At 53.4% G+C, this 25484-nt stretch carries 21 protein-coding genes and 3 tRNA genes; 16 read left to right on the top strand and 8 right to left on the bottom strand.

Translation table 11 applies throughout. From position 1 onward, the window contains the following. The first annotated feature begins 127 nt into the window (after window positions 1-127). The 3 genes from ED901_RS19905 to ED901_RS19895 are packed head-to-tail and all read left to right on the top strand — an operon-like array spanning window position 128 to window position 1712. Window positions 128-445 carry a PTS sugar transporter subunit IIB gene (locus ED901_RS19905; protein WP_056781828.1) on the top strand — a complete coding sequence of 106 codons (318 nt, stop codon included), beginning with the start codon at window positions 128-130 and terminating at the stop codon, window positions 443-445. Between the two features lie 38 nt (window positions 446-483). Further along, window positions 484-1257: an FCD domain-containing protein gene (locus tag ED901_RS19900; RefSeq protein ID WP_056781826.1), complete on the top strand. Its 774-nt coding sequence runs from the start codon at window positions 484-486 to the stop codon at window positions 1255-1257. A 5-nt stretch (window positions 1258-1262) separates the two neighbouring features. Continuing rightward, window positions 1263-1712, top strand: a complete 450-nt coding sequence (locus ED901_RS19895; RefSeq protein WP_122097010.1) for a GNAT family N-acetyltransferase — start codon at window positions 1263-1265, stop codon at window positions 1710-1712. Here ED901_RS19895 and galR read toward each other — a convergent pair. Then, the gene (galR, locus tag ED901_RS19890) at window positions 1709-2716 is read right to left on the bottom strand and encodes an HTH-type transcriptional regulator GalR (RefSeq protein ID WP_056781823.1); all 1008 of its coding nucleotides are present in this window, start codon (window positions 2714-2716) and stop codon (window positions 1709-1711) included. The two genes, ED901_RS19895 and galR, sit on opposite strands and share 4 nt — an antisense overlap. A 253-nt stretch (window positions 2717-2969) precedes the next feature. On the opposite strand from galR, the gene ED901_RS19885 reads away from it, so the two are divergent. From ED901_RS19885 to lplT, 3 genes are all read left to right on the top strand, one after another. Further along, window positions 2970-5240 carry a molybdopterin-dependent oxidoreductase gene (locus tag ED901_RS19885; RefSeq protein ID WP_122097009.1) on the top strand — a complete coding sequence of 757 codons (2271 nt, stop codon included), beginning with the start codon at window positions 2970-2972 and terminating at the stop codon, window positions 5238-5240. Between the two features lie 323 nt (window positions 5241-5563). Then, window positions 5564-7729, top strand: coding sequence for a bifunctional acyl-ACP--phospholipid O-acyltransferase/long-chain-fatty-acid--ACP ligase (gene aas, locus ED901_RS19880; protein WP_122097008.1), 2166 nt, complete (start codon window positions 5564-5566; stop codon window positions 7727-7729). Continuing rightward, entirely contained in the window at window positions 7726-8934 is a 1209-nt protein-coding gene (lplT, locus tag ED901_RS19875; protein WP_122097007.1) for a lysophospholipid transporter LplT, read from the top strand. The genes aas and lplT overlap by 4 nt, the downstream gene beginning before the upstream one ends. A 67-nt stretch (window positions 8935-9001) precedes the next feature. Here lplT and ED901_RS19870 read toward each other — a convergent pair whose 3' ends face one another. The 3 genes from ED901_RS19870 to mutH all read right to left on the bottom strand — a co-directional run bounded on the left by ED901_RS19870 (window position 9002) and on the right by mutH (window position 11279). Beyond that, the gene (locus ED901_RS19870) at window positions 9002-10042 is read right to left on the bottom strand and encodes an NADP(H)-dependent aldo-keto reductase (protein WP_122097006.1); all 1041 of its coding nucleotides are present in this window, start codon (window positions 10040-10042) and stop codon (window positions 9002-9004) included. 179 nt (window positions 10043-10221) lie between these two features. Then, the gene (locus ED901_RS19865) at window positions 10222-10440 is read right to left on the bottom strand and encodes a YgdI/YgdR family lipoprotein (protein WP_056782032.1); all 219 of its coding nucleotides are present in this window, start codon (window positions 10438-10440) and stop codon (window positions 10222-10224) included. Between the two features lie 152 nt (window positions 10441-10592). Beyond that, window positions 10593-11279, bottom strand: a complete 687-nt coding sequence (mutH, locus tag ED901_RS19860) for a DNA mismatch repair endonuclease MutH (protein WP_056781810.1) — start codon at window positions 11277-11279, stop codon at window positions 10593-10595. A 696-nt stretch (window positions 11280-11975) separates the two neighbouring features. Here mutH and rppH point away from each other — a divergent pair. From rppH to ptrA, 9 genes are all read left to right on the top strand, one after another. Next, window positions 11976-12503, top strand: coding sequence for an RNA pyrophosphohydrolase (gene rppH / locus ED901_RS19850; protein ID WP_056781808.1), 528 nt, complete (start codon window positions 11976-11978; stop codon window positions 12501-12503). 11 nt (window positions 12504-12514) lie between these two features. Next, window positions 12515-14761, top strand: a complete 2247-nt coding sequence (gene ptsP / locus ED901_RS19845; protein ID WP_122097005.1) for a phosphoenolpyruvate--protein phosphotransferase — start codon at window positions 12515-12517, stop codon at window positions 14759-14761. Window positions 14762-14942: 181 nt separating this feature from the next. Then, window positions 14943-15812, top strand: coding sequence for a prolipoprotein diacylglyceryl transferase (lgt, locus tag ED901_RS19840; RefSeq protein ID WP_122097004.1), 870 nt, complete (start codon window positions 14943-14945; stop codon window positions 15810-15812). Between the two features lie 6 nt (window positions 15813-15818). After that, a complete protein-coding gene (gene thyA, locus ED901_RS19835) occupies window positions 15819-16613 on the top strand; it encodes a thymidylate synthase (RefSeq protein ID WP_122097003.1) in 795 nt (264 codons plus the stop codon). A gap of 241 nt (window positions 16614-16854) precedes the next feature. Further along, complete coding sequence (locus tag ED901_RS19830; RefSeq protein ID WP_122097002.1) at window positions 16855-17349, top strand: prepilin peptidase-dependent protein; 495 nt, start codon at window positions 16855-16857, stop codon at window positions 17347-17349. 38 nt (window positions 17350-17387) lie between these two features. Then, window positions 17388-17927: a prepilin peptidase-dependent protein gene (locus ED901_RS19825; protein WP_122097572.1), complete on the top strand. Its 540-nt coding sequence runs from the start codon at window positions 17388-17390 to the stop codon at window positions 17925-17927. Beyond that, window positions 17924-18421 (top strand): YgdB family protein, encoded by a 498-nt coding sequence (locus ED901_RS19820; RefSeq protein ID WP_240993990.1) that lies wholly within the window; start codon window positions 17924-17926, stop codon window positions 18419-18421. The genes ED901_RS19825 and ED901_RS19820 overlap by 4 nt, the downstream gene beginning before the upstream one ends. Continuing rightward, entirely contained in the window at window positions 18399-18773 is a 375-nt protein-coding gene (locus tag ED901_RS19815; RefSeq protein ID WP_240993989.1) for a prepilin-type N-terminal cleavage/methylation domain-containing protein, read from the top strand. Before ED901_RS19820 ends, ED901_RS19815 begins: the two co-directional genes overlap by 23 nt. A 275-nt stretch (window positions 18774-19048) precedes the next feature. Next, window positions 19049-21934, top strand: coding sequence for a pitrilysin (gene ptrA / locus ED901_RS19810; protein WP_122097001.1), 2886 nt, complete (start codon window positions 19049-19051; stop codon window positions 21932-21934). Between the two features lie 70 nt (window positions 21935-22004). Here the strand turns inward: ptrA and argA are convergent, their stop codons facing one another. Further along, the gene (argA, locus tag ED901_RS19805; protein WP_056781792.1) at window positions 22005-23330 is read right to left on the bottom strand and encodes an amino-acid N-acetyltransferase; all 1326 of its coding nucleotides are present in this window, start codon (window positions 23328-23330) and stop codon (window positions 22005-22007) included. Between the two features lie 228 nt (window positions 23331-23558). Between argA and amiC the strand changes: the two genes are divergently transcribed. Beyond that, a complete protein-coding gene (gene amiC, locus ED901_RS19800) occupies window positions 23559-24791 on the top strand; it encodes an N-acetylmuramoyl-L-alanine amidase AmiC (protein WP_056781791.1) in 1233 nt (410 codons plus the stop codon). A gap of 138 nt (window positions 24792-24929) precedes the next feature. On the opposite strand, the gene ED901_RS19795 is transcribed toward amiC, so the two are convergent. The 3 genes from ED901_RS19795 to ED901_RS19785 form a co-directional block, all read right to left on the bottom strand. Next, window positions 24930-25006: transfer RNA gene (locus tag ED901_RS19795), tRNA-Met, on the bottom strand. Between the two features lie 73 nt (window positions 25007-25079). Beyond that, window positions 25080-25156, bottom strand: a tRNA-Met gene (locus ED901_RS19790). Between the two features lie 71 nt (window positions 25157-25227). Further along, window positions 25228-25304: transfer RNA gene (locus ED901_RS19785), tRNA-Met, on the bottom strand. Between the last annotated feature and the right edge of the window lie 180 nt (window positions 25305-25484).

Here is a 25484-nt window from a genome sequence, read left to right as displayed (position 1 = left end):
AAATTGATCTTGATGACAACCGTAACCGCCATCAGAAAAAATCGTCCCGCTGGTTTAAATCCCTCAGTGACAATGGCGTGTTGTCTTTGACGCTGGATGACGAAGATAAATAACCTAAGGAAATACTATGAAACGTATCGTATTAGCGTGTTCAGCAGGCATGTCTACCTCGCTTGTGGTCACCAAAATGGAAAAAGAAGCCGCGGCCCGTGGCCTGGAATTTAAAATCTACGCCATCCCGGAAAATAACCTGCGAGATGAGCTGGAAGCCTATGGCCGGGATATTCAGGTGGTGTTGTTAGGGCCGCAGGTGAGATTCAAACTGGCGGAAAATAAGAAGCTGACCGACGAACAGGGTATCCCGATTGCAGTGATCGACATGGTGGCTTACGGCACGTTAAACGGTGCAAAAGTGCTGGATCAGGCGTTATCTCTGATACAGTAACATCCGGTCTTTTTTGGTTTATGCATCAGGGTGATTGTGTGGAAAAGGGTGTGGTTTCGCAGGACAGAAAGCAGTATCAGGAAATCGGGCATGACCTGCGCGAGCAAATCAAGCAGGGGCATTTTGCTGTGGGATCCCGCCTGCCGCCGGAACGCAACATGGCGGAAACCTACGGCGTCAGCCGGACGATTGTGCGCGAAGCCTTACTGATGCTGGAACTGGAAGGCACGGTGGATATCCGTCAGGGTTCCGGCGTGTACGTGATCCGCATTCCTTCTCAGGAAGAAGGCGAAGACGAACTGATGTATCAGGGGCAGATCGGCCCCTTTGAAATCCTGCAGGCGCGGCAGTTGCTCGAAAGCAATATCGCCGCGTTTGCCGCCAAAATGGCGACCAAATCTGATATCGAAAATCTGCGCCGTACGCTGGAGCAGGAGCAAACTGCTATCGTTGCCAACGATGAGAGCGGCGACAATGACCGGCTGTTTCACCTGCTGATTGCCGGGGCGACGCAAAATCAGATGTTGCTCGATTCCGTCAAAAATATCTGGATGCACCGTGACTCCAGCCCGTTGTGGAAACAGTTACACAGCCACATCGCCACGCGCGGTTATCGTTTGAAGTGGCTGGCTGATCATCAGAATATTTTGGCGGCACTGCGACGTCGCGACGTGATGGGCTCGTACCAGGCGATGTGGCAGCACATGGAAAACGTGAAAAATACGCTGATGGAATTGTCGGATGTCGATGCGCCGGAGTTTGACGGTTATCTGTTTGAATCCGTGCCGATTTTTCAGGGTAAAATGGTTTGAGTGCCATGAAGATCATTAATCTCAGCGACCGGCCTGAATTTAAAGAACAGGTGACGGACTGGTTATGGCAGGCTTTCGGCAGCGAGAACAGTCGGGATTTTTTTGCAAGCGTAGTGCAAAGCAGCCTGAGCGGCGCGGATCTGCCGCAAACGTTTATCGCGCTGGCAGGCGAGACACTGGCGGGAACGGTGGGGTTGTGGCGCTGTGATCTGATCAGCCGCCAGGATCTGACCCCGTGGCTGGCGGCGCTGTACGTCGATGAAGAGTTCCGGTCACAGGGGCTGGGGCAACAGTTGCAGGCATTCGTTCTGGAACAGAGCCGCCGCAGCGGCTTTCGTGAGGTGTACTTGTACGCTGAATTTACCGGCTATTACGAGCGTTTTGGCTGGCAGTATATTGGCGATGCGCTGGATTATCCTGATAAACCGGTGCATCTGTTTCGCCAATTTCTTTAGTTGCCTGCCGGGTTGCTCACCGAGTGTCGGCGCACCAGCGTCGGGCTGAACATGTGGGTGGTTTCCGGTAACGGCAAGCCATTGGCCAGCGCTAACGCCAGCTGCGCCGCCTGATTCGCCATCGCCACCACCGGATAACGCACGGTAGTCAGACGCGGACGCAGATAGCGTGAAATCAGCACATCATCAAACCCAATCAGTGAAATTTCTCCCGGTACATCAATACTGTTATCGCTTAACACCGATAATGCACCGGCAGCCATCGAATCGTTATAGCAGGTCACCGCGGTAAATCCTTTTCCCAAACCGAGTAAATCCGCCATGGCTTTTTCACCGCCGATTTCATCGGGTTCGGCGTAGGCGATCAGCTTGTCATCCACCGGAATATTATTCTCCGTCAGGGCGTCGATATAGCCCTGCAGGCGATCGCTGGCGTCGGAAATGCCGTGGTCAGAACACAAAATCGCAATGCGTTTATGCCCCGCCTGAATAAGATGGCGGGTTGCCAGCCAGGAACCGTAACGGTCATCAAGGGCAATACAGCGCTGCTCGAAGCCCGGCAGCGTACGGTTAATCAGCACCATACCGGGGATTTGTTGCATCAGGCTGGTCAGTTCATCTTCAGGCAGCATTTTGGCGTGCACCACTAACGCGGCACAGCGGTGGCGGATCAACTGTTCAATGGCCTGACGCTCTTTTTCGACGTTGTGATAACCGTTACCAATCAGCAGAAAATTGCCGGTGGCGTAGGCCACCTGTTCCACCGCTTTGACCATCGCGCCGAAGAACGGGTCAGAAACGTCTGCCACGATAAGCCCCAATGTTTCGGTCGCCTGTTGAGCCAGGGCGCGCGCATTGGCATTCGGATGATATTGCAGGTGTTGCATGGCGCTCTGAACCGCATCCCGCGAGCTTTCGCTGGCTTTCGGAGAATGGTTAATCACGCGTGAAACGGTCGCAACCGATACGCCTGCCAGTTTTGCTACATCCTTAATCGTTGCCATAACACTTCCGCTATTCCGTGAGGGTAATCGTTTACACTGACCAGTTTTGCGGAAAAGACCGGTCGCTGCAAGGAGGCTGATCGCAACTTTTAGATGTAAGGGCGATGTAATAGAAAAAGATCGTGGTGATTAACGGAAATCCCAGTGCGATAGGGCGGAAATGCATTTTATTAAGATTATTTGTTCTTTGAACTGCCAGCGTCCTGAATGGTATTTTTAAGGTCATTCATCTGCGCTGAGAAAAATAGAAATTATGTCGATAAAACGCTATCCGCAACTGGCTCACTGGGGCGCGTACACCGCCGTGGTGGAAGATGGCCGCTTGATCCGCTGTGAACCTTATAAAGCGGATGCCGATCCCTCGCCTTTACTGGATTCCATTGTGCCGCTGGTTTATTCCGACAAGCGTATCCGTAAACCGGCTGTGCGTCGCTCGTGGCTGCAAAAACGCGAAAACAGCGATCGCTCGCTGCGTGGCCGGGAAGATTTTGTCGAAGTGGACTGGGATCTGGCGCTGGATCTGGTGGCGGAAGAAAACCGGCGTGTTCGCGACCGCTATGGCGCTTCCGGCATTTTCAACGGCTCTTACGGCTGGTCCTCCGCCGGGCGTCTGCATCATGCCCGATCGCTGGTGCGTCGTTTTTATTTCACCGGCGGCGGTGGCGTGGATCAGCTTGGCAACTACAGCTGGGGCTCGGCGCAGTTTTTCCTGCCTTACGTCATCGGCACTTTTACACCGCTGACCGGCCGGGTGACTTCATGGCCGAGCGTGGTTGAACACGCAGAAATCCTGCTGGCCTTCGGGGGCCTTGCGCTGAAAAACGCGCAGGTGGCGTCAGGTGGCGCAGTAGAACATACGCTGAAACCGGCGCTGGAGCAGCTGGCGAAGAAGGGCACCCGCGTCATTAATATCAGCCCGATGCGCGACGATTGCCCGGCGTTCCTCAATGCTGAGTGGATCCCGATCCGCCCGAATACCGATGCGGCGCTGATGATGGCGATCGCGTTTGAAATTCAGCGCAAAGAGGCGCAGGACGATGCGTTTCTCGCCAGTCACTGCGTCGGTTATCCGCAACTTGCCGCCTATCTGCGCGGCGATTCGGATGGCATCGCGAAAGACCCGGCGTGGGCGAGCGACATTACCGGTATTCCGGCGGAGCGCATTGCGCGTCTGGCCGATGAGTTGATTGGTGTGCGCAGCTTTATTACCTGTTCGTATTCCGTGCAGCGTGCTCATCGCGGTGAGCAACCTTACTGGATGATGATCGCCATTTCCGCGATGCTCGGCCAGGTGGGTTTACCGGGCGGCGGTTTCTCGTTTGGTCACGGTTCGATGAACAGCGTCGGGAATCCGCGTTATGACACGCCGGGGCCAGCCGTGAGCGCAGGGCCAAACCCGTCCGGCCTGTCGATTCCGGTCGCCCGTATCAGCGACATGTTGCTCAATCCGGGGCAACCGTATGAATTCCAGGGCGAAACGCAGCATTATCCTGATATCCATCTGGTGCACTGGGCGGGCGGAAATCCGTTCCACCATCATCAGCAGCTTAACCGGCTGGTCGAAGGCTGGCAGAAACCGGACACCATTATCGTGCAGGATAACGTCTGGACGCCTGCCGCGCAGATGGCGGACATCGTGCTGCCTGCCACGACGTCGCTTGAGCGCAACGATATCGGCGGTTCTTCGAGGGACCGCTTCGTGCTGGCGATGCATCAGGCGATTGCGCCTCAGCATCAGGCGCGTAACGATTTTGATATTTTTGCAGACATCGCTGACCGTCTCGGTTATCGCGAACAGTTTACGCAGGGGCGTAATGAAGATCAGTGGCTGCGCCATATTTACCGTCAGTGCGGCGAAGCGCAAAAAGGCACCGGCGTGGAATGGCCGGACTTTGAAACGTTCTGGGAGCGCGGTTTTGTCGAACTGCCGATGCCGGAAAAAGATTTTGTGTTCTTCGAGGAGTTCCGCAAAAGTCCGCGTGCCAATCCCCTCGGCACGCACAGCGGAAAAATCGAACTGTTCTCGGAAACGATCGCCGGTTACGGTTACGCAGATTTCGCGCCACACCCTGAATGGCAGCCGCCGGTAGAGTGGCTGGGCGCTGAAACAGCCAAAGAGTGGCCGCTGCACCTGATTTCCATTCAGCCGAAAGATCGTCTGCACAGCCAGCTCGATCAGTCTCCGCTGGCGCAGTCCAACAAAACGGCCGGTAAAGAAACGCTGTTTATGCACCCGGAGGATGCCGTCAGCCGCCAGCTCAATGAGGGCGATCGCGTAAAAGTGCATAATGCTCGCGGCAGCTGTCTGGCCGGAGTGACGTTTAACGATGGCATAACGCGCGGTGTGGTGCTGATGTCGACGGGGGCCTGGTTTAACCCCGGCTTTGGCGGCAAATGGCAGGAGACCGAGCAGGCGGGTAACCCGAATGTGCTGACGCTGGATATCGGCACTTCACGCCTTACGCAGGGTCCGAATGCCATGAGTTGTCTGGTGGAAGTCACGCAGTGCGCACTAAATGATTAAAACCGGGGACATTTTCACCACTCGTTACACTTTGCGGAATTATGTTTCGATTGCCCGCTGGCTGTGATTACCACAAACCAGCTAGATTGAACGTCCCAGAGGTATTGATTGGTGAATCATCAACGTGCTCTGCATGTTGATACCGATTAGATTTGCACCAACCTACGCAGATGCGTAGGTTTTTTTTTGCCTCCGGTCCCCACTTACTCATCCTCCTCCTAAACTCACTGCTGACTGTCGTCATTATTCTGCGGCTTATAGTATGCTGTTTCCCCAACCTTTTTCTTTCAGGATCAGGGATGACACATAAGGAGATGGCACACATGTATAACTTTCTTTTCGCTGCGTTCAGATGGCTGTTCCGCATCGCGTTTCGGGTCACTGTGACGCCGGCCACATCCTCATTTGATTACCCGCGTTTATTGCTCACCCCCAACCATGTTTCTTTTATTGATGGCATGCTGCTGGTGCTTTTCCTGCCGGTGAAGCCGGTTTTCGCCGTCTATTCCAATATTACCGACACCTGGTATATGCGCTGGCTGAAGCCGTACGTTGACTTCATGCCGCTCGACCCGACCAAACCGATGGCGATCAAGCATCTGATCCGCCAGGTCGAGAAGGGGCGTCCGGTGGTGGTTTTCCCGGAAGGGCGTATTACGGTCACCGGATCATTGATGAAAATTTACGACGGCGCGGCCTTTGTGGCGGCGAAGTCTCAGGCGACGGTGATCCCTGTGCGTATTGATGGCGCCGAATACACGCCGTTTGGTCGTCTGTTCGGCAGCTTTAAGATTCGCTGGTTCCCGAAAATCACCATCAACGTGTTACCGCCGCAGACTATCCCGATGCCGGATGCGCCGCGTTCACGCGACCGCCGCATGCTGGCCGGAGAGCAATTGCATAAGATCATGATGCAGGCGCGCATGGCCACCCGCGAACCGGAAACGCTGTATGAAGCGCTGCTGTCCGCGCAAACCCGTTATGGCCGCCGCAAACCCTGCATCGCCGATATCGCGTTTAAAGAAGATACCTATCAGGGGCTGCTGAAAAAATCCCTCGGCGTCAGCCGGATCCTGCAACGTTTCACCCGCGAAGGGGAACACGTCGGCATGCTGCTGCCGAATGCCACCATCATGGCGGCGGCGCTGTTCGGTGCCTCTGTGCGCAACCGTATTCCGGCGCTGCTTAACTACACCGCCGGGGCGAAAGGCCTGCAAAGCGCAATGAAAGCGGCGCAGATCAAAACCATCGTCACCTCCCGTCAGTTCCTGGAAAAAGGCAAACTGACGCATCTTCCCGAGAATGTGCCGCAAGCGAACTGGGTGTATCTGGAAGATTTAAAAGACACGGTCACCACGCAAGATAAGCTGTGGATCCTGTTCCATCTGATTTTCCCTCGCCGCGCCATGCTGCCGCAAAAAGCCGATGATGCCGCGCTGGTGTTGTTCACGTCCGGCTCGGAAGGCAACCCGAAAGGCGTGGTGCATTCACACGCCAGCCTGCTGGCGAACGTCGAGCAAATCCGCACCGTGGCAGACTTTACGCCGCGTGACCGCTTTATGTCGTCGCTGCCGTTGTTCCACGCATTTGGCCTGACTGTTGGTCTGTTAACACCGTTGCTGACCGGTGCCCGCGTGTTCCTCTATCCCAGCCCGCTGCATTACCGCATCGTGCCGGAACTGGTTTACGACCAGAACTGCACCGTGCTGTTTGGTACATCGACCTTCCTCGGCAACTACGCCCGCTTTGCCCATCCTTATGATTTTGCCCGCCTGCGTTACGTGGTGGCGGGCGCGGAGAAACTGGCGGAAAGCACTAAGGAAATCTGGCAGGACAAATTTGGTATCCGCATTCTGGAAGGCTACGGCGTGACCGAGTGTGCGCCGGTGGTGGCGATTAACGTGCCGATGGCGACCAAAGTGAACACTGTCGGGAAGATTTTACCGGGAATGGACGCGCGCCTGATTAACGTGCCGGGCATTGAAGAGGGCGGACGGCTGCAACTGCGCGGCCCGAACATCATGAAAGGCTATCTGCGCGTTGAAAATCCGGGCGTACTGGAAACCCCGCAGGCTGAAAATGCCGAAGGTGAAATGCAGGCTGGCTGGTATGACACCGGTGATATCGTCACGCTGGATGAAAAAGGCTTCTGCGCCATTCGTGGGCGCGTAAAACGCTTCGCCAAACTGGCAGGCGAAATGGTTTCACTGGAAAGCGTGGAACAGCTGGCGATCAAGGCGTCTGCGGATGCGCAACACGCCGCGACGTCGCGCAGTGACAGCAGTAAAGGCGAGGCGCTGGTGCTGTTCACCACCGACCCACAATTACGTCGTGATGCGCTGAGTAAAGCTGCCCGTGAACTGGGGCTGCCGGAACTTACCGTGCCGCGTGATATTCGTGTGGTAAAAGCCCTGCCGTTACTCGGCAGCGGTAAACCTGATTTTGTCACCCTGCGCGAAATGGCAGAAAAACCGGAGACTGAGGCATGAGTAAACCTTTAGCAGCGGCCTCGCCGCTGATGTCCAAAAGCATGACGGCGGTGATCGTGGCGCAGTTCCTCTCTGCTTTCGGCGATAACGCGTTGTTGTTTGCCGCGCTGGCGTTGATCAAACAGCAGCTTTATCCCGACTGGAGTCAGCCTGTTTTACAGATGGCCTTCGTCGCCACCTACATCATTCTCGCGCCGTTTGTCGGGCAGTTCGCCGACAGCTTCTCCAAAGGGCGGGTAATGATGGTGGCTAACCTGCTGAAACTGGGCGGCGCGGCGGTTATCTGTGCCGGTCTGAATCCTTTCCTCGGCTATACGCTGGTCGGTATTGGGGCCGCCGCGTATTCGCCGGCCAAGTACGGCATTCTGGGTGAAATCGCCAGTGGCGAACAGCTGGTAAAAGCCAACGGTCTGATGGAGGCGTCTACCATCGCCGCTATCTTGCTGGGTTCTGTGGCGGGCGGTGCGCTGGCGGACTGGAATATCCTGGCGGCGCTGGGGATCTGTGTGCTGGCCTATGGCGCGGCAGTGGCGGCGAACTGGTTTATCCCGAAACTGACGCCGGCGCGCGCCGGGCAGTCCTGGCATCCGGTAAAAATGACGCGGACATTTTTCGCTGCCTGCACCACGTTGTGGCGCGACGGTGAAACCCGTTTCTCGCTGGTGGGAACCAGTCTGTTTTGGGGCGCGGGCGTGACGCTGCGCTTCCTGCTGGTGCTGTGGGTGCCGGTGGCGCTGGGCATTACCGATAATAAAACGCCGACGCTGCTCAACGCGATGGTGGCGATCGGGATTGTGTTTGGTGCCGGTGCGGCCGCGAAATTGATTCGCCTGGAAACGGTGAAACGCTGTTTGCCTGCGGGCGTGGCGATCGGTGTTGCCGTGGTCGTCTTTGCACTGCAAACCAGTATGCTGAGTTCTTACATCGTGCTGATCGTGGTCGGTGTTCTCGGTGGCTTCTTTGTGGTGCCATTGAATGCGTTGTTGCAGCATCGCGGTAAGGCTTCCGTCGGTGCCGGTAATGCCATTGCGGTGCAAAATCTGGGCGAAAATACCGCCATGTTACTGATGCTCGGCCTGTATTCGCTGGTGGTGATGGCAGGAGCGCCGGTGGTGGCGATCGGTATTGGTTTCGGTGTGGTCTTCGCGCTGGCGATCACCGCGCTGTGGATCTGGCAGATTATGCAAAAACGACGTCACGCCTGAGGCTTGTCTGTCATCTCAAAAAACAAAAGGGCGCTGAGCGCCCTTTTTTAATGGCTGAGATCCGGCGTTACGGTGCAGGGATCGTGAAGCGCTTATGGATATTTTCCAGTTCGCCCATGATGTCGGCATCCAGCGTTAACTCCTGGCTGTCGATATTGATCTTCAGCTGTTCCAGCGTGGTTGCGCCCAGCAGGGTGCTGGCAACAAAAGGTTGCTGACGCACAAAGGCCAGCGCCATCTGAGAAGGATCCAGATTGTGTTTTTTGGCCAGCGCCACGTATTCCGCCACCGCGCCTTCGGCCTGCGGTGAAGAGTAACGGGTGAAACGGCTGAACAACGTATTACGCGCGTTGGCCGGTTTTGCGCCGTTAAGGTATTTTCCGCTCAGGGTGCCGAACGCCAGGCTGGAATACGCCAGCAGCTCGACCCCTTCGTACTGGCTGATTTCCGCCAGACCGATTTCGAAACTGCGGTTCAGCAGGCTGTACGGGTTTTGAATAGAAACAATACGCGGCAGATCGTGTTTTTCCGCCAGTTGCAGATAACGCATCACACCCCATGGCGTTTCGTTGGAAACGCCGATATAGCGGATTTTACCGGCGCGAACCTGTTCATTCAGCGCTTCGAGCGTTTCCAGCAACGTGACCGGAGACTGCTCTTCGGTGTACTGATAACCCAGTTTGCCGAAGAAATTGGCCTGACGTTGTGGCCAGTGCAACTGGTAGAGATCGAGATAATCAGTGTTCAGACGTTTCAGGCTGGCATCCAGCGCTGCGCGGATATTTTTACGATCCAGCATCTGCGCCGGGCGGATCGCGTTGTCGCTGCCGCGGGAAGGGCCGGAGACTTTGCTCGCCAGAATGATTTTTTCGCGGTTACCACGGGCTTTCAGCCAGCTGCCGATATAGCTTTCCGTCAGACCCTGCGTTTCCGGGCGTGGCGGAACAGGGTACATCTCTGCGGTATCAATCAGATTGATGCCCGCCGCGACGGCGTAATCGAGTTGCAGATGGGCGTCGGCTTCGCTGTTTTGTTCACCAAAAGTCATGGTGCCAAGACCCAGTAAGCTCACTTCTAAAGAACTGTGGGGTATACGGTGATATTGCATTGCCGGTCTTCCTTTCTTCTGAGAATGTCAGGCGGAGAAAAAAAATGCCTTAACTGACTATATACAAGGCTGGCAGAAGGGGGAAGTAGCAGAGAGTGCCGGTAACGCGGGCGGAAAGGGGCTGACAGCAAAAGAGCCAGCAAAAACTGGCTCTTTGGGTTGCGGGGAACAGAATGTGCTTAACGCTTCATGACCTGGCTGACATTGTCGTTATTGATCTGACGTTCGTTGCCTTGCTCATCGGTATAACTGAGCAGACCGGTGGATTTATCCAGCTCCGGTTTGCCGTCGGTCAGGATCATGCTGCCGTCCTTGGTGGAAATTACATAGTCACTGGCGCAGCCTGCAAGCCCGAATACCAGCAGAGCAGCACTGGTCATCATCAACGCTTTCTTCATCATTGTTGTCATTCCTTTTATGTACGCGACGTAGTAGTGAACGTGAAGTGTGACAAAGTCGAACTTTGTACACTCCAGACAGAATCACATTCTAGCGTAGCAAAGGCTTTTAAAAGTGACATAAAAGGTGCCGGTATTTTTAAAATGATGATTCAGAGCTGAAAATGATGCGCCAGCAGCGCTGCGGTAAAACGTTTCTTCAGATAAAAGCCGCGGGGCAGGGTCATAATGGGCTGGCCAAATTCACCGATGGCCTCGGTTAACGCTTTGCTGTTTGCCGCTTTCGGGCGCAGTTGCAGGAATTCTCCGTGGCGCGCCGTGATGCTTTCGACTTTGCCCAGCACGATCAAATCCATTAATTCTTCCCAGTCCTGACGCAGTTGCTCATCTTCTTCCTGCGTGGGTTGCCACAGCAGAGGCGCGCCAATGTGGCGTTCGGCCAGCGGGATCTGACGTTCCCCTTCCACCGGGATCCACAATACCCGTGCCAGTTTGTGGCGGACGTGGCTGCTCTCCCAGGTCACACCGCTGTTGCCGGTCAGAGGGGCAACGCAGACAAACGTGGTTTCCAGCGGCTTTCCCTGAGAATCAATGGGGATCGTTTTCAGCTCGATGCCGATATCAGCAAAATCCTGCTCCGGCTTACTGCCGGCACTCGCGCCGAGATACACTTCCAGCAGCATACCCACCCAGCCTTTTTCACGTTTAAGGTTTGCCGGTATCGGCAATCCGGCACGGGCCGCCAGCTCACCCAGCGTATGCCCGGCGAGCGACTGCGCGCGATGCAGCAACGCATCTTCGTGACGTGGCGGTTCAGTTGCAGGTAAAGGAATAGACATAAAAAACAACACTCATGAAATTAGGTTAAATTTTATACTCACCCTGCGTAATGCAGTGCATAAAAAGTTATACCCGTGGGATAGCCGAATAATAGCATGATTTAATTTGATTTTTTTTACCCTTCTGACCGGTTTGTCACAAGCCGTTTTCAGGTTGACCACCTGTTGAAGGCGACAATGAACAGGATCTTCCCCCTACTTATCCACAGATTTCTTGGATAACCCTGGGTAAATTCGATCACTGGTTCGATTTACAGGCTTGACGGACCGGGTTTTATGCAATTTCAGAGCAGGTAACGTCAACTTTTAGACGATCGCTGTGGATAAAAACGTCATTGGTGGATCTTTCGCCAGATCATGTTCGAATGTGACTTGCCTCACTTTTTTAGTCCAGTTATAACCTCATTTTTACGCTATAACTCCATGCTTATTAACGATTTTATAAATGTTAATTTTGAGGCTGGGGATAAGTTCACGAGAGTTTTACCCTGCTTACTCTTAAGTTCTGCACACATCTATCCACAGAAAAAGTGAATAAAATCGCGGGCGTCGAACAGAATCTGTTTATAACTTTGCTGTTAAGTGAAAGTTATCCCATTTTTATTCGTGCGGATCAGCGCTAACCAGTGGTTTACCGCCTGTTGGTAGTGTGAAACAATCACAACATCTATGATTTTAAGCTATTGAGGTAGTCCGGTGATCGATGATGATGGCTACCGCCCGAATGTTGGTATCGTAATCTGTGACAAGCAGGGTCAGGTGTTATGGGCCAGACGATACGGTCAGCACTCCTGGCAGTTTCCTCAGGGAGGCATTAATCCCGGTGAAACTGCTGAGCAGGCAATGTACCGCGAGCTGTTTGAAGAAGTGGGTCTGAGCCGTAAAGATGTGCGTATTCTGGCTTCGACCCGCAACTGGTTACGATATAAATTGCCAAAACGTTTGGTGCGTTGGGACACAAAGCCGGTTTGTATCGGCCAAAAGCAAAAATGGTTCTTGCTGCAACTGATGTGTAACGATGCTGATATCAATATGCAGCGCAGCAGCACGCCTGAATTTGATGGCTGGCGTTGGGTGAGTTTCTGGTATCCGGTTCGTCAGGTGGTGTCATTCAAACGCGATGTTTATCGTCGTGTGATGAAAGAATTTTCGACAACCATTATGCCGATGCAGGAAATCTCCCTTCCCAAGACATCGCCCGCTTATCGTCGTAAAAGAGGCTAAGTCGCGAAGAGATGCTCACGCGTTTGCGAGAAATTGTTGAAAAGGTAGCAATGGCGGCCAGCCTGAATGATGCGCTGGACGTTCTGGTCAATGAAACCTGCCTGGCGATGGACACTGAAGTGTGTTCTGTTTATCTCGCAGATAATGACCGGCGTTGTTATTACCTGATGGCGACGCGAGGTTTGAAAAAACCTCGCGGGCGCACGGTTACGCTTGCGTTTGATCAGGGGATCGTGGGTCTGGTTGGCCGCCTGGCTGAACCTATCAACCTTGCCGACGCACAGAGTCATCCAAGCTTTAAATATATTCCTGCCGTAAAAGAAGATCTTTTCCGATCCTTTTTAGGTGTGCCGATCATTCACCGTCGACAGCTGCTGGGCGTGCTGGTTATTCAACAGCGTGAACACCGCCAGTTCGATGAAAGTGAAGAGTCATTTTTAGTCACACTGGCAACTCAGCTGGCGGCTATCCTTTCGCAGGCGCAGCTGAATGTGCTTTATGGCCGTTTTCGCCAGACGCGCGTTCGTGCGCTGGCGGCTTCGCCGGGTGTGGCAATTGGTATCGGCTGGCAGGACAGTTCGCAGCCTTCCCTCGAACATGTCTATATGGCATCCACGCTGGATACGGTACGTGAACGTGAGCGGCTGACCCGCGCGCTGGAAGATGCCGGTGCCGAGTTCCGCCGTTTCAGTAAACGGTTTACCGCCAGTGCACAAAAAGAAAGTGCCGCGATTTTCGATCTCTACTCCCACCTGCTCAATGATGCCCGCCTGAAACGTGAACTGTTTGCTCAGATCGATCAGGGCGCAGTGGCCGAATGGGCAGTAAAAAAGGTGGTTGAGGAGTTTGCGGCGCAGTTTGCCAGCCTGCAGGATACCTACCTGCGGGAACGCGGCAGTGATTTACGTGCGCTCGGACAGCGTCTGGTATTCCATCTCGACGATTCAATTCAGGGCAATACCCAGTGGCCTGAACGCTTCATTCTGGTGGCCGACGAACTGACCGCCACACTGTTAGCCGAAGTCCCTCAGGACCGGCTGGCTGGCGTAGTGGTTCGCGACGGTGCGGCCAACTCTCATGCTGCTATTCTGGTGCGCGCAATGGGCGTGCCGACCATTATGGGCGCAGATATTCAGCCTGCGCTGCTTAGCCAGCGTCAGCTGATTGTTGATGGCTATCGCGGCGAACTGCTGATCGACCCTGAACCGGTACTGGTCGCAGAGTATAAGCGGCTTATCAGCGAAGAAATGGAACTGAGCCAGCGTGCGGAAGACGACGTTGACCAGCCAGCGGCGCTGAAAAGTGGCGAAAGAGTGCATGTGATGCTCAATGCCGGTCTGAGCGCCGATCATGAAAAGTTGTTTGGCAGCCGCGTTGACGGCGTCGGGCTTTACCGCACCGAAATTCCTTTCATGCTGCAAAGCGGTTTCCCTTCTGAAGAGGAGCAGGTGGCGCAGTATCAGGGCATGTTGCAACTGTTCCCGCAAAAGCCTGTGACGCTGCGAACGCTGGATATCGGCTCTGATAAACAGCTGCCCTATATGCCGATCAGCGAAGAAAATCCGTGTCTGGGCTGGCGTGGTATTCGCATTACCCTCGATCAACCTGAAATCTTCCTGATCCAGGTTCGCGCGATGCTGCGAGCCAATGCGGCGACCGGTAATCTTGGTATTTTGCTGCCCATGGTCACCAGCCTGGAAGAAATTGATGAAGCGCGCAGGCTTATCGATCGCGCCGGTCGTGAAGTGCAGGAGCAACTCGGCTACGAACTGCCACGCACGCGTATCGGCGTGATGATCGAAGTGCCCTCGATGATCTTTATGTTGCCTGCGCTGGCCGGAAGAGTGGAGTTCATCTCTGTCGGCACCAACGATTTAACGCAATACCTGCTGGCCGTCGATCGCAACAACACCCGCGTTGCAGGGCTCTATGACAGCCTGCATCCGGCGATGCTTCGTGTGCTCAGACAAATCATCACCAGCGCAGAAGCCATCGGGCTCGACGTCAGCCTGTGTGGTGAAATGGCTGGTGATCCGATGGGCGCTTTGCTGCTGACCGGCATGGGTTACCGTAATCTCAGCATGAACGGGCGCAGTGTCGCTCGCGTGAAATACTTGCTGCGCCGCATCAATTTAGCGGATGCCGAAGAACTGGCTGGCCGGGTTTTACAGGCCCATTTCACCACGGATGTACGCCACATGACGGCGGCATTTATGGAAAGACGCGGTTTAGGCGGACTGATTCGCGGCGGTAAATAACCTTCTGACGCGGCATTTCCTGTCGCGTCGTTTAAGCCCGCATCTCAGGCCGGGCAAACTGAGACGATTTTTTACAGAACTTTTCCCCCGGCGTAGCCACGGAAAACCTCCGGCTTATGCTACTATTCGCCTCCTGCTGACCCCTAACCGGGCTAAAACAATAAACAATTTGTGGTGATAGATGAGCAACAGCTATCTGGCGTTTCCCCAGTTTGATCCGGTGATTTTCTCTATCGGACCGGTATCCCTTCACTGGTACGGACTGATGTATCTGGTCGGGTTTGTCTTCGCAATGTGGCTGGCCGTGCGCCGTGCGAACAAACCGGGCAGTGGCTGGACTAAAGACGAAGTTGAAAATCTGCTGTATGCCGGTTTCCTTGGCGTATTTCTTGGCGGCCGCATTGGCTACGTATTTTTCTACAATTTGCCTCTGTTCCTCGACAATCCGCTCTATCTGTTCAAAGTGTGGGACGGTGGTATGTCCTTCCACGGCGGTCTGATTGGTGTGATCGTTGTGATGCTGGTCTTCGCCCGCCGCACCAAACGTAATTTCTTCCAGGTTGCAGATTTCATCGCGCCACTGATCCCGTTTGGTCTGGGTGCCGGTCGCCTTGGCAACTTTATCAACGGCGAGCTGTGGGGGCGTGTGACCACCGATGTGCCATGGGCAATGCTTTTCCCGGGTTCCCGTCAGGAAGATATCGCTATTGCCGCTGCGGATCCTAAATGGCAGCCGCTGCTGAATCAGTACGGTGTACTGCCGCGTCATCCTTCTCAGCTGTATGAATTGCTGCTCGAAGGTGTCGTGCTGTTTATCATCCTGAATGTCTTTATCCGCAAATCACGCCCGATAGGTGCGGTATCAGGTTTATTCCTGATCGGTTATGGCTTATTCCGCATTATCGTTGAGTACTTCCGCCAGCCGGATGCACAGCTTGGGTTGTTCGACGGCGTCATCAGCATGGGACAGGTTCTGTCCATCCCGATGGTGGCCATCGGCCTGATTATGATGGTCTGGGCATATCGTCGTCCGCAGAAACAATTGTCGTGAGGTAACATGAAACAGTATCTGGATTTAATGCAGAAAGTGCTAGATGAAGGCACACCTAAAGCCGACCGTACGGGTACCGGCACATTGTCGATTTTCGGTCATCAGATGCGTTTCAACTTGCAGGAAGGTTTTCCGCTGGTCACCACCAAACGCTGTCATTTGCGCTCGATCATTCATGAACTCCTGTGGTTCCTGAAAGGTGAAACGAATATCGCCTATCTGCGTGAAAACAACGTCAGCATTTGGGACGAATGGGCCGATGAAAACGGCGATCTCGGCCCGGTGTATGGCAAGCAATGGCGTGCCTGGGGCGCTGCCGACGGTAAGCAGATTGACCAGTTGACGAATGTTATCAATCAGCTGAAAAGCGACCCTGATTCCCGTCGTATCATCGTATCGGCGTGGAATGTGGGCGAGCTGGATCAGATGGCGCTGGCGCCTTGCCATGCCTTCTTCCAGTTTTACGTGGCGAACGGTAAATTGTCCTGCCAGCTGTATCAGCGCTCTTGCGATATCTTCCTCGGCCTGCCGTTTAACATCGCCAGCTATGCGCTGCTGGTACATATGATAGCGCAACAGTGCGATCTCGAAGTCGGTGATTTTGTCTGGACCGGTGGTGACACCCATCTCTACAACAACCACATGGAACAGACGCATCTGCAACTGAGCCGTGAACCTCGCGCAATGCCGACACTGATTATTAAACGCAAACCTGCCTCCCTGTTTGATTACAGCTTCGACGATTTCGAAATCGAAGGATACGACCCGCATCCTGCAATCAAAGCACCTGTCGCTATCTGATCGTCTGCTGCCTGACCCCGCGTCAGGCAGCGATCCCTCTGAAGTACCGCCTTCCTGTTGCGCCACTTTTTACGCTTTTTTCTGACGATTCCAACCGCTATTTCGCCCTGACTATTGTTTCTGCGAGACGTCCCTCAACATTTTTGTTTAGGGGGCTTTGTTGCACATTTTCTTCTGAAGGCATCGCGGAGAAAGGTTTTTTGCCTGTGGCACCGAAAATTTAAATGCTTACCCTGACCGCATGAAAAAAAACGAACGTTCAGGAGAGCAGGGGATGTCGCTGATTGAAATGATGGTCGTCGTTGCGCTGGTGGCAATGTGCACTCTTTGGGGATTGCACAGCTGGCGAGGTTACCAGCAGGCGTTAAAGCTTGAGCAACAGGCTCAGCAGTTACGTTTATATCTCTATGGCCTGCAGGCCGAAGCCAACAATTACAATCGCTCCGCCGTGTTGTGGGCCATCGGTGGAACCGCCGGCTGCGTGGGTGCAGGGCTGCGCCCGGCCGACTGCCATGCGGCCAGTGGCAGAGTATTTGCTGTCGGCGAAGCGGATATAGAATTGCTCGATTTTACTGATAAATCGATGGGCTTTTACGGGCTGCGTAATGCCGCCCTGGCAGGGCATCTGACGTTAAAAAATACCGCCGGAAGTTTGCGCGTGGTGCTCTCAGCCAGAGGGCGGCTGCGTATCTGCAGCGAGAATCAGCCTGTACTGGGCATCGGTGTGTGCCAGTGATTCATCATCGTGCCAACGGATTCACCCTGCCGGAAGTGATGATGGCGATGGGTGTCGGCAGTATGCTCATGCTCAGTGCTGCGCAAATTTATCCGCTGATGCGCCAGCGCAGCCAAAGTCTGGGGAGACATTATCAGCTTGAGGAGTTACTGCATCAGACCGCTTTTACCATCGAAAAAGATGTGCGGCGCGCCGGGTTTTGTAATGGTATCTGTCAGGGCAAAACAGTCATCATCGGCAATGCGTCCGGTGAGCCTGCGGGTTCCTGCATCATTGTCATCTATGATCTGAATCGCAACGGGCGCTGGGAGAAACCGGGCACCGCGGAATCAGAGTATTTTGGTTATCGCCTGCGACAGGGAGGGATTGAAATGCAGCGTGGCACAGAGTCGTGCGGCAGTTCAGGGTGGGAGAAATTACTCGATCCGGTGGAAGTCACCGTCACGAAATTTGTCGTAACTGAAAGTTCTGGTCTGCATTCAGGAAACTTGTTTTCTCTGCAAATTGACGCCCACTGGAGTAAAAACCCGCTTATTCACCGGCAGGTTGACGCTCAGATTGCAGGGCATTCTCTGTGAACTCATTGGAAAAGAACACGGCGAAAAATCAACCTGATCGCCAGCAGGGCAGTGCCATGATTTTAAGCATCATGGTGATGATGGGGTTGGGGATCATTGCCCTTAATGCTTTACAGCAACAGCTTTCTGCCGGACTGGCGCTGACCTCAAACCAGCACCGTTACGTGATCGCCTGGGAAAATGCCGCATCGTCATTAAGCTGGGGAGTCAGCCAACCCTGGAAGGCGTTCAGTGATGCTAAGTGGCAATGTCAGGACGTCCCGGCAGTCGTTGTTGGCGCCGGATCCGGGCGGGCATGCGTACGCCCTTCGCTGAGAATTGACGTTTTTGTGGTTCGCGGGGAAGGTGTATTGGCCCAAGGTGGGGAACCTGTGAGGCTTTATCAACAGGTCAGCATGCAAAAACAAGCGGACGGATCACTGGCTTTTTTACCCCTCAGACAAGGCTGGCTGGATTTCTGCCCGGAAGCTGATGAGCAGTTTTGCAATGAATAAAGCTGAGAAGAATCAGCAGGGGTTTAGCCTGCCAGAAGCGCTGATCGCCGCGCTGCTGCTTTCGGTATCTGTTCTGGGATTGCTTAATTATTTTCAGTCACTGAGTCATGGCTTTATGCGTCAGTGGCAGGTGCAGCAGGCGTGGTCGGAGGCTCACTCACAGTTAGAAGCCTATTCGGCCACCAGAAACGTGACTGAACCGCAAATTAAAGGCTGGGAGTATCAGTTGTCGGTCTTTCCCGTGGGGCAACGCTGCCAGCGGATTAACGTGGTGATCCTGACCCCCACACATTATCAGGCACGTTTACAACGTTTACTTTGTGAGCCTGGCACGGGGAACCCCGCCGGCTAAGCGGGAAAAATACCGCCAAGCCGCTTGCAATAGCAGCCCAACTGCATAGAGTGGTTTAAGACCGAGGAATTAAGCGGGCGTGTAATATCGCGACAGGTCGCAAACTGTGACATTACGCCAGAATGCACATCACGGTACTGAGATTGTGACAACTATCCTGCATCCGCGGGGTCTTATCAGACTCAACGGCATAAAACAGCAGGTTGAGGTTCATCAGTTGGTGAACCGTTATTTTTGCCCACGTGGCATGTTTATTTGATTGAGGGAGAGTGGCAATGTTAAAACAGGTTACCCGAATTTCAGGGTTACTGTTGTTATTGACCTTTTGGGCCCCTGTTGTTTCAAGCGCTGCCGGTTGGCAGCCTTATGCACAAGCTATCAATAAAAGTCAGAACGACCCGCGTCAGTATCAGGCGATAAAGCTGGCCAATGATATGACGGTTTTGCTGGTTTCTGATCCTGAAGCGCCCAAGTCACTTGCCGCTCTGGCTATCCCCGTAGGTTCGCTGGAAGACCCTGATTCACAGTTAGGTCTGGCTCACTACACCGAACACATGTTGCTGATGGGCTCAAAAAAATATCCTCAGCCTGAAAGCCTTTCTGAATTCCTCAAAAAACACGGCGGCAGCCACAATGGCAGCACGGCTTCCTACCGCACAGCCTTTTATCTGGAAGTTGAAAATGATGCCCTGCCGGAAGCGGTAGATCGCCTTGCCGATGCTATCGGTGAACCTTTACTGGATCCTGCCAACGGTGATCGCGAGCGTAACGCGGTGAATGCTGAGCTGACCATGGCGCGCTCGCGCGATGGAATGCGTATGGCCCAGGTGCGGGCTGAAACCCTAAATCCCGCGCATCCCGGCTCCCGTTATTCCGGCGGGAATCTGGATACTCTGAAAGACAAGCCAGGCAGCAATCTGCACGAGAAACTGACGGAGTTTTATCACCGTTACTATTCGGCGAATCTGATGGTCGGTGTGATTTACAGTAATAAGCCGTTGCGGGAGCTGGCTGAGCTGGCTGGGAATACCTTCGGGAGTATTGCCAATCATCATGCTGCAGTACCACCGATTACCGTTCCCACATTAACTGACGAGCAAAAAGGTGAATATATCCATTTTGTTCCGGCGCAGCCCCGCAAAGAATTGCGCGTAGAGTTCGCCATTGATAACAACAGCGCAGCGTTTCGCAGTAAGACAGATACCTATATCAGCTATCTGATCGGAAACCGCAGTCTGAATACATTATCCGACTGGTTACAAAAGCAAGGTTACTCCGACGGTATCAGTGCGGGTGCAGACCCGATGGTTAACCGCAATCAGGGCGTATTTAACATTTCGGTATCCCTGACGGACAAAGGTCTGGCTGAGCGCGACAGAGTGATTGCCGCCATTTTCAGTTATCTCCAGGAGATGCGCGGGCAGGGCATTAACAAAAGCTATTTCGATGAAATCGCGCATGTAATGGCGCTTGATTTCCGGTATCCCGCGCTGACGCGGGATATGGACTACGTTGAATGGCTGGTGGATACCATGCTGCGCGTACCGGTTGAACACGTTCTGGATTCGCCTTATCTGACGGATCAATATGATCCTAAAGCGATTGAATCGCGTCTGGATGAAATGACCCCACAGAATGCGCGTTACTGGATTATCAGTCCCAACGAGCCGCACAACAAAGTTGCCTATTTTGTGAATGCGCCTTATCAGGTTGATAAAGTCCCACCGCAAACCTATGAACAATGGAAAGCGCTGGGGAAGGACATCAAACTTTCTCTGCCTGAGCTGAACCCTTATATTCCCGACTCGCTGGCGCTGGTGACTAAAAACGCCACAGCCACCAAACCTGAACTTCTGATTGAAGATAAAGGCCTGCGCGTTTTCTATATGCCAAGCCGCTACTTTGCCGATGAGCCCAAAGCCAATGTGACGGTTTCTTTTCGCAATGAGCAGGCGTTAAGTACGGCGAAAAATCAGGTACTTTACGGTCTGACTGACTATCTGACCGGTGTGGCATTTGATCAGCTGAGTTATCAGGCTTCTATCGGCGGGCTGAGTTTTGGGACGTCGCCGGATAATGGACTGCAGTTTACCGCCAGCGGTTTCACCGAATGTCTGCCAGATCTGCTGGCTACGCTGGTGGAGAGTTACCCTGATTTTAAACCGACGCAGGAACAGCTGGATCAGGCGAAATCGTGGTATCTGGAACGTCTGGCATCGGCGGATAAAGGTAAAGCTTTCGAACTGGCGCTGCAGCCGGTTCAGTTATTGTCGCGGGTACCTTACACCGAACGTTCAGAACGGGAGACACTGGTTGCGGGTATCACACTGGAAGATGTGAACGCTTACCGTGAGCAACTTATTCACCACGCCGCCGTTGAGATCATGGTGGTGGGGAATATGACCGGGGATCAGGTGAAAGCCATGTCCCTGCAGATTATGCAGAAGCTGGGGGCGCACGGCACACAGTGGTGGCGTGGAACGCAGGCCGTCGTCACGGAGCCGTTGAAAGCCAACATTCAGCGGACGGGCAGCAGTTCTGACTCGGCGCTGGCCGCCGTATATGTGCCAACAGGTTATGATGAAATTCAGAGCATGGGCTACAGCGCATTGCTCGGGCAAATCATCCAGCCATGGTTCTATAGCCAGCTGCGCACCCAGGAGCAACTGGGTTACGCGGTGTTTGCGTTCCCCATTCCTGTTGGCAAACAGTGGGGTATTGGTTTCCTGCTGCAAAGTAACAGTAAGCAACCGGACTATTTATATCAGCGCTATCTGGCCTTTTACCCACAGGCTGAGAAACGTTTGCGGGAAATGAAAGATGCCGAGTTTGTTCAGTACAAACAGGGCCTGGTGAATGAAATGCAGCAGCGTCCGCAAACGCTGGATGAAGAGTCAGACCGCCTGGGCAATGATTTCAGCCGGGGGAATGCGCAGTTTGATACGCGCACCAACGTCATTCGTGTCATTGCGGGGCTGACGCAGACGCAGCTGGCGGACTACTTCCATCAGGCAGTGATTAAACAGGACGGACTGGCGATGTTGTCGCAAGTTTCCGGCAATGACAGCAAGACGCCACAGTATGCGGCGCCGGAAGGGTTCAAAACCTATGCCGACACCTCGACGCTGCAGCAAACCCTGAAATCTCAGACTTCACATTAATGTGAGATTAGTGAGCAGGAAAACTAAAAAGGGCGCATTTGCGCCCTTTTTAGTATGTGCACCAGAGCGCTTAAAGTTCGGAAATTAAGATCTTCGACCGGCGCTGATAGTTGTACATTTCCTGCTTTTGAATCGGCAGAACATCAACTTCAGCCGGTTTGAACCCGCGTTCCTGGAACCAGTGAATGCTGCGGGTCGTCAGCACGAACAGGCGGTTAAGCCCCATTTGTTTTGCCTGACTGGCCACACGCTGTAACAACATTTCACCGCGTGAAGAACTGCGGTAATCAGGATGAACTGCCACGCAGGCCATTTCCCCGATACCTTCATCGTGGAACGGATACAGCGCCGCACAGGCAATGGTCAGGTTATCTCTTTCGATAATCGTGAATTTATCGATCTCCATTTCCAGTTGCTCGCGGGAGCGACGAACCAAAATACCTTGTTGTTCAAGCGGGCGGATAAGCTCGAGGATCCCGCCGATATCGTTGATCGTTGCACGGCGCACCTGCTCCGCACTCTCCATCACAATTTGGGTACCGATACCGTCACGCGAGAACAGTTCCTGAATCAGCGCACCGTCTTCCTGATAGCTGATCAGGTGGCTGCGACGCACACCGCTGCGGCAGGCTTTAACCGCGCCACGCAGGAAACGCACTGTCCCCGAAAGGTAATCGCCGCTGGCTTCCATCTTATCAATGCGTTGCTGCGCATCGTTCGGGAACAACTCAGAAATGATATTCCCTTCCTCATTAATCACGCCCTGCGACGAGCAGAAACCGATCATCTTTTCGGCTTTCAGCTTGATGGCCAGTTGCGTCGCCACTTCTTCAGAAGTCAGGTTAAAACTTTCTCCGGTAACGGATACGGCTACCGGCCCCATCAGCACGATGGCATTGCTGTCGAGCTGGCGGTGAACGGCCTCTTCATCGATGCGACGGATACGGCCACTGTGGCAATAGTCGATACCGTCATCTACGCCCAGGGGTTGCGCGATAATAAAGTTACCGGAAACAACATTGATGTGCGCACCCTGTAGCGGAGTATTATTCAGGCTCATCGACAGGCGGGCGGTGATATCGAGCTGTAACAACCCCGCAGCCTGCTTCACCAGCTCGAGTGTACGGGCATCGGTAACACGGATATTTTTATGATAAATCGGCTCACAGTGATGCTCTGCCAGATTCTCATCGATTTGCGGACGGGCACCATACACCACCACCAGCCGGATACCTAAGCTATGTAACAGCCCGATATCATTGACGATGTTGCTGAAGTTCTCATGTTCAATGGCTTCACCACCGAGCATGACAACGAATGTTTTGCCACGGTGAGCATTTATGTAGGGAACGGAGTGGCGAAATCCCTGGACCAATTCAGTGCTACGTTCCTTCACGGCAAAACCTCATTTGAATTTTTATTCGTAATTTTTGTATTTTTATTCTTTTAGGGCTGTGTGGCAAGTAAGAAATCTCTGTTTTTCTATTAACAACGATTACAAACACTCAACAAATTGATTTATCAAAATAATGTTAAGGAATGACATGCAGGGAAGGATTAGTTAAAATTCCCAAACTGAGTTTTTTATCATCACTTTTGATTTTTGTAACCTGTTTGAGATTGCATGACTGACGATAACCACAACCCCGGAAGACGACGACTTCTTCAGACCGTAGCGGCTTCCTGGATGCTCAGTGTGAGTAAAGTGGGGTTTGCCGCCAGTTCACAGGTTATCGCCGTGCGCATATGGCCTTCCTCGACGTACACCCGCATCACTCTGGAATCCAGCACGCCTCTGAAGTATAAGCAGTTTCTGCTGAGTTCACCTGCGCGTGTGGTTGTGGATATTGAGGGTGTACAACTGAATAGCGTGCTCAAAGGTTTGGGCGAAAAAGTTCAGCAAACCGACCCATACATTCGCCAGGCGCGGGTAGGGCAGTTTGATGCCCAAACGGTGCGCATGGTGCTTGAGCTCAGGCGCCCCATCAATCCCCATGTGTTTACACTCAAACCGGTCGCAGAGTTCCACAATCGTCTGGTGGTTGATTTGTACCCTGAAGAGGGGGCGGTCAGCGCTGAAGATGATCCGCTGCTGGCATTACTGGAAGATTACAACCGCGGTGACGTGGCCAGAACATTGCCGCCGGAAACGGCGAAAGACGGGCAGGCAGGGCACAGCCGCCCTCTGGTCATTATGTTGGATCCCGGTCATGGCGGTGAAGACCCCGGCGCAATCGGCAAGTATAAGACCCGTGAAAAAGACGTTGTCTTACAGATCGCGCGTCGTTTACAAAAACTGATCGCCCGTGAAAAGAACATGAAAGCCTATATGACCCGGAATGAAGACGTGTTTATTCCGCTGAAAGTGCGGGTCGCCAAGGCGCGAAAGTTGCGGGCTGATTTGTTTATTTCCATCCATGCTGATGCTTTTACCAGCCGTGCCGCCAAAGGTTCATCCGTTTTTGCTCTGTCGACCAAGGGCGCTACCAGCTCAGCAGCACGTTTTCTGGCGCAGACTCAGAATGAATCCGATCAGATAGGGGGTGTCAGTAAAAGTGGCGATAAGTATCTCGACCATACGATGTTCGATTTGGTGCAGACCGCGACAATCAACGACAGCCTGAAATTTGGCAAAGAAGTGCTGACACGGATGGGCAAGATTAACCCGCTGCATAAAAACAAAGTGGATCAGGCCGGTTTTGCGGTACTGAAAGCGCCGGATATTCCGTCGATTCTCGTGGAAACCGCGTTTATCAGTAACATCAATGAAGAGAAAAAACTGCGCACCGCGCATTTTCAGCAGCAGGTTGCAGAATCCATACTGGCGGGGATTAAGGCGCATTTCGCCAATGGCTGAGTGCCTGCAATGAATTGGATATTAAGGATAATGTGAGGAAAAATCTCGGGGCTGGTGCGCTGTTAACTCAATTTTCAGATACAAAAAAACACCCGTTAAGGTGCCTGATGTTTACGTCTGACTGATTATTCTAGTAGTTGGTTGCGGGGGCCGGATTTGAACCGACGACCTTCGGGTTATGAGCCCGACGAGCTACCAGGCTGCTCCACCCCGCGTCCGTCACTACTTAATACTGCATTTACTTCTTCACATTATTCGAACTCAGCGTAATAAGCATAAGTCTCGAATTGGTTGCGGGGGCCGGATTTGAACCGACGACCTTCGGGTTATGAGCCCGACGAGCTACCAGGCTGCTCCACCCCGCGTCCGTAGCACTTCTTACTTCTTTACTTCATCGTTCAATTCAATCGGGCATTTTATTGCCTGAGAATCGAATTGGTTGCGGGGGCCGGATTTGAACCGACGACCTTCGGGTTATGAGCCCGACGAGCTACCAGGCTGCTCCACCCCGCGTCCGATGGAGGCGAACTATACTCCCCATGAGATTTCGCGCAACCCTTTATTTGGATTTATTCAAATAAACCACCTGGTTGCTGACTTTTTAGGCATAAATTCCTCTATTGCTCCCCAATTTGGCCGAGGGCACTTTTTTCGGCTATTGCAATTCCTTTCTGATAGGCCGTTTGTTATCGT

It is taken from the genome of Rahnella sp. Larv3_ips, from assembly GCF_003697865.1.
In the GTDB taxonomy this organism is placed as follows: domain Bacteria; phylum Pseudomonadota; class Gammaproteobacteria; order Enterobacterales; family Enterobacteriaceae; genus Rahnella; species Rahnella rivi.
The sequence above is the reverse complement of the archived record's forward strand: the minus strand, read 5'-3'. Positions and strand labels throughout refer to the sequence as shown.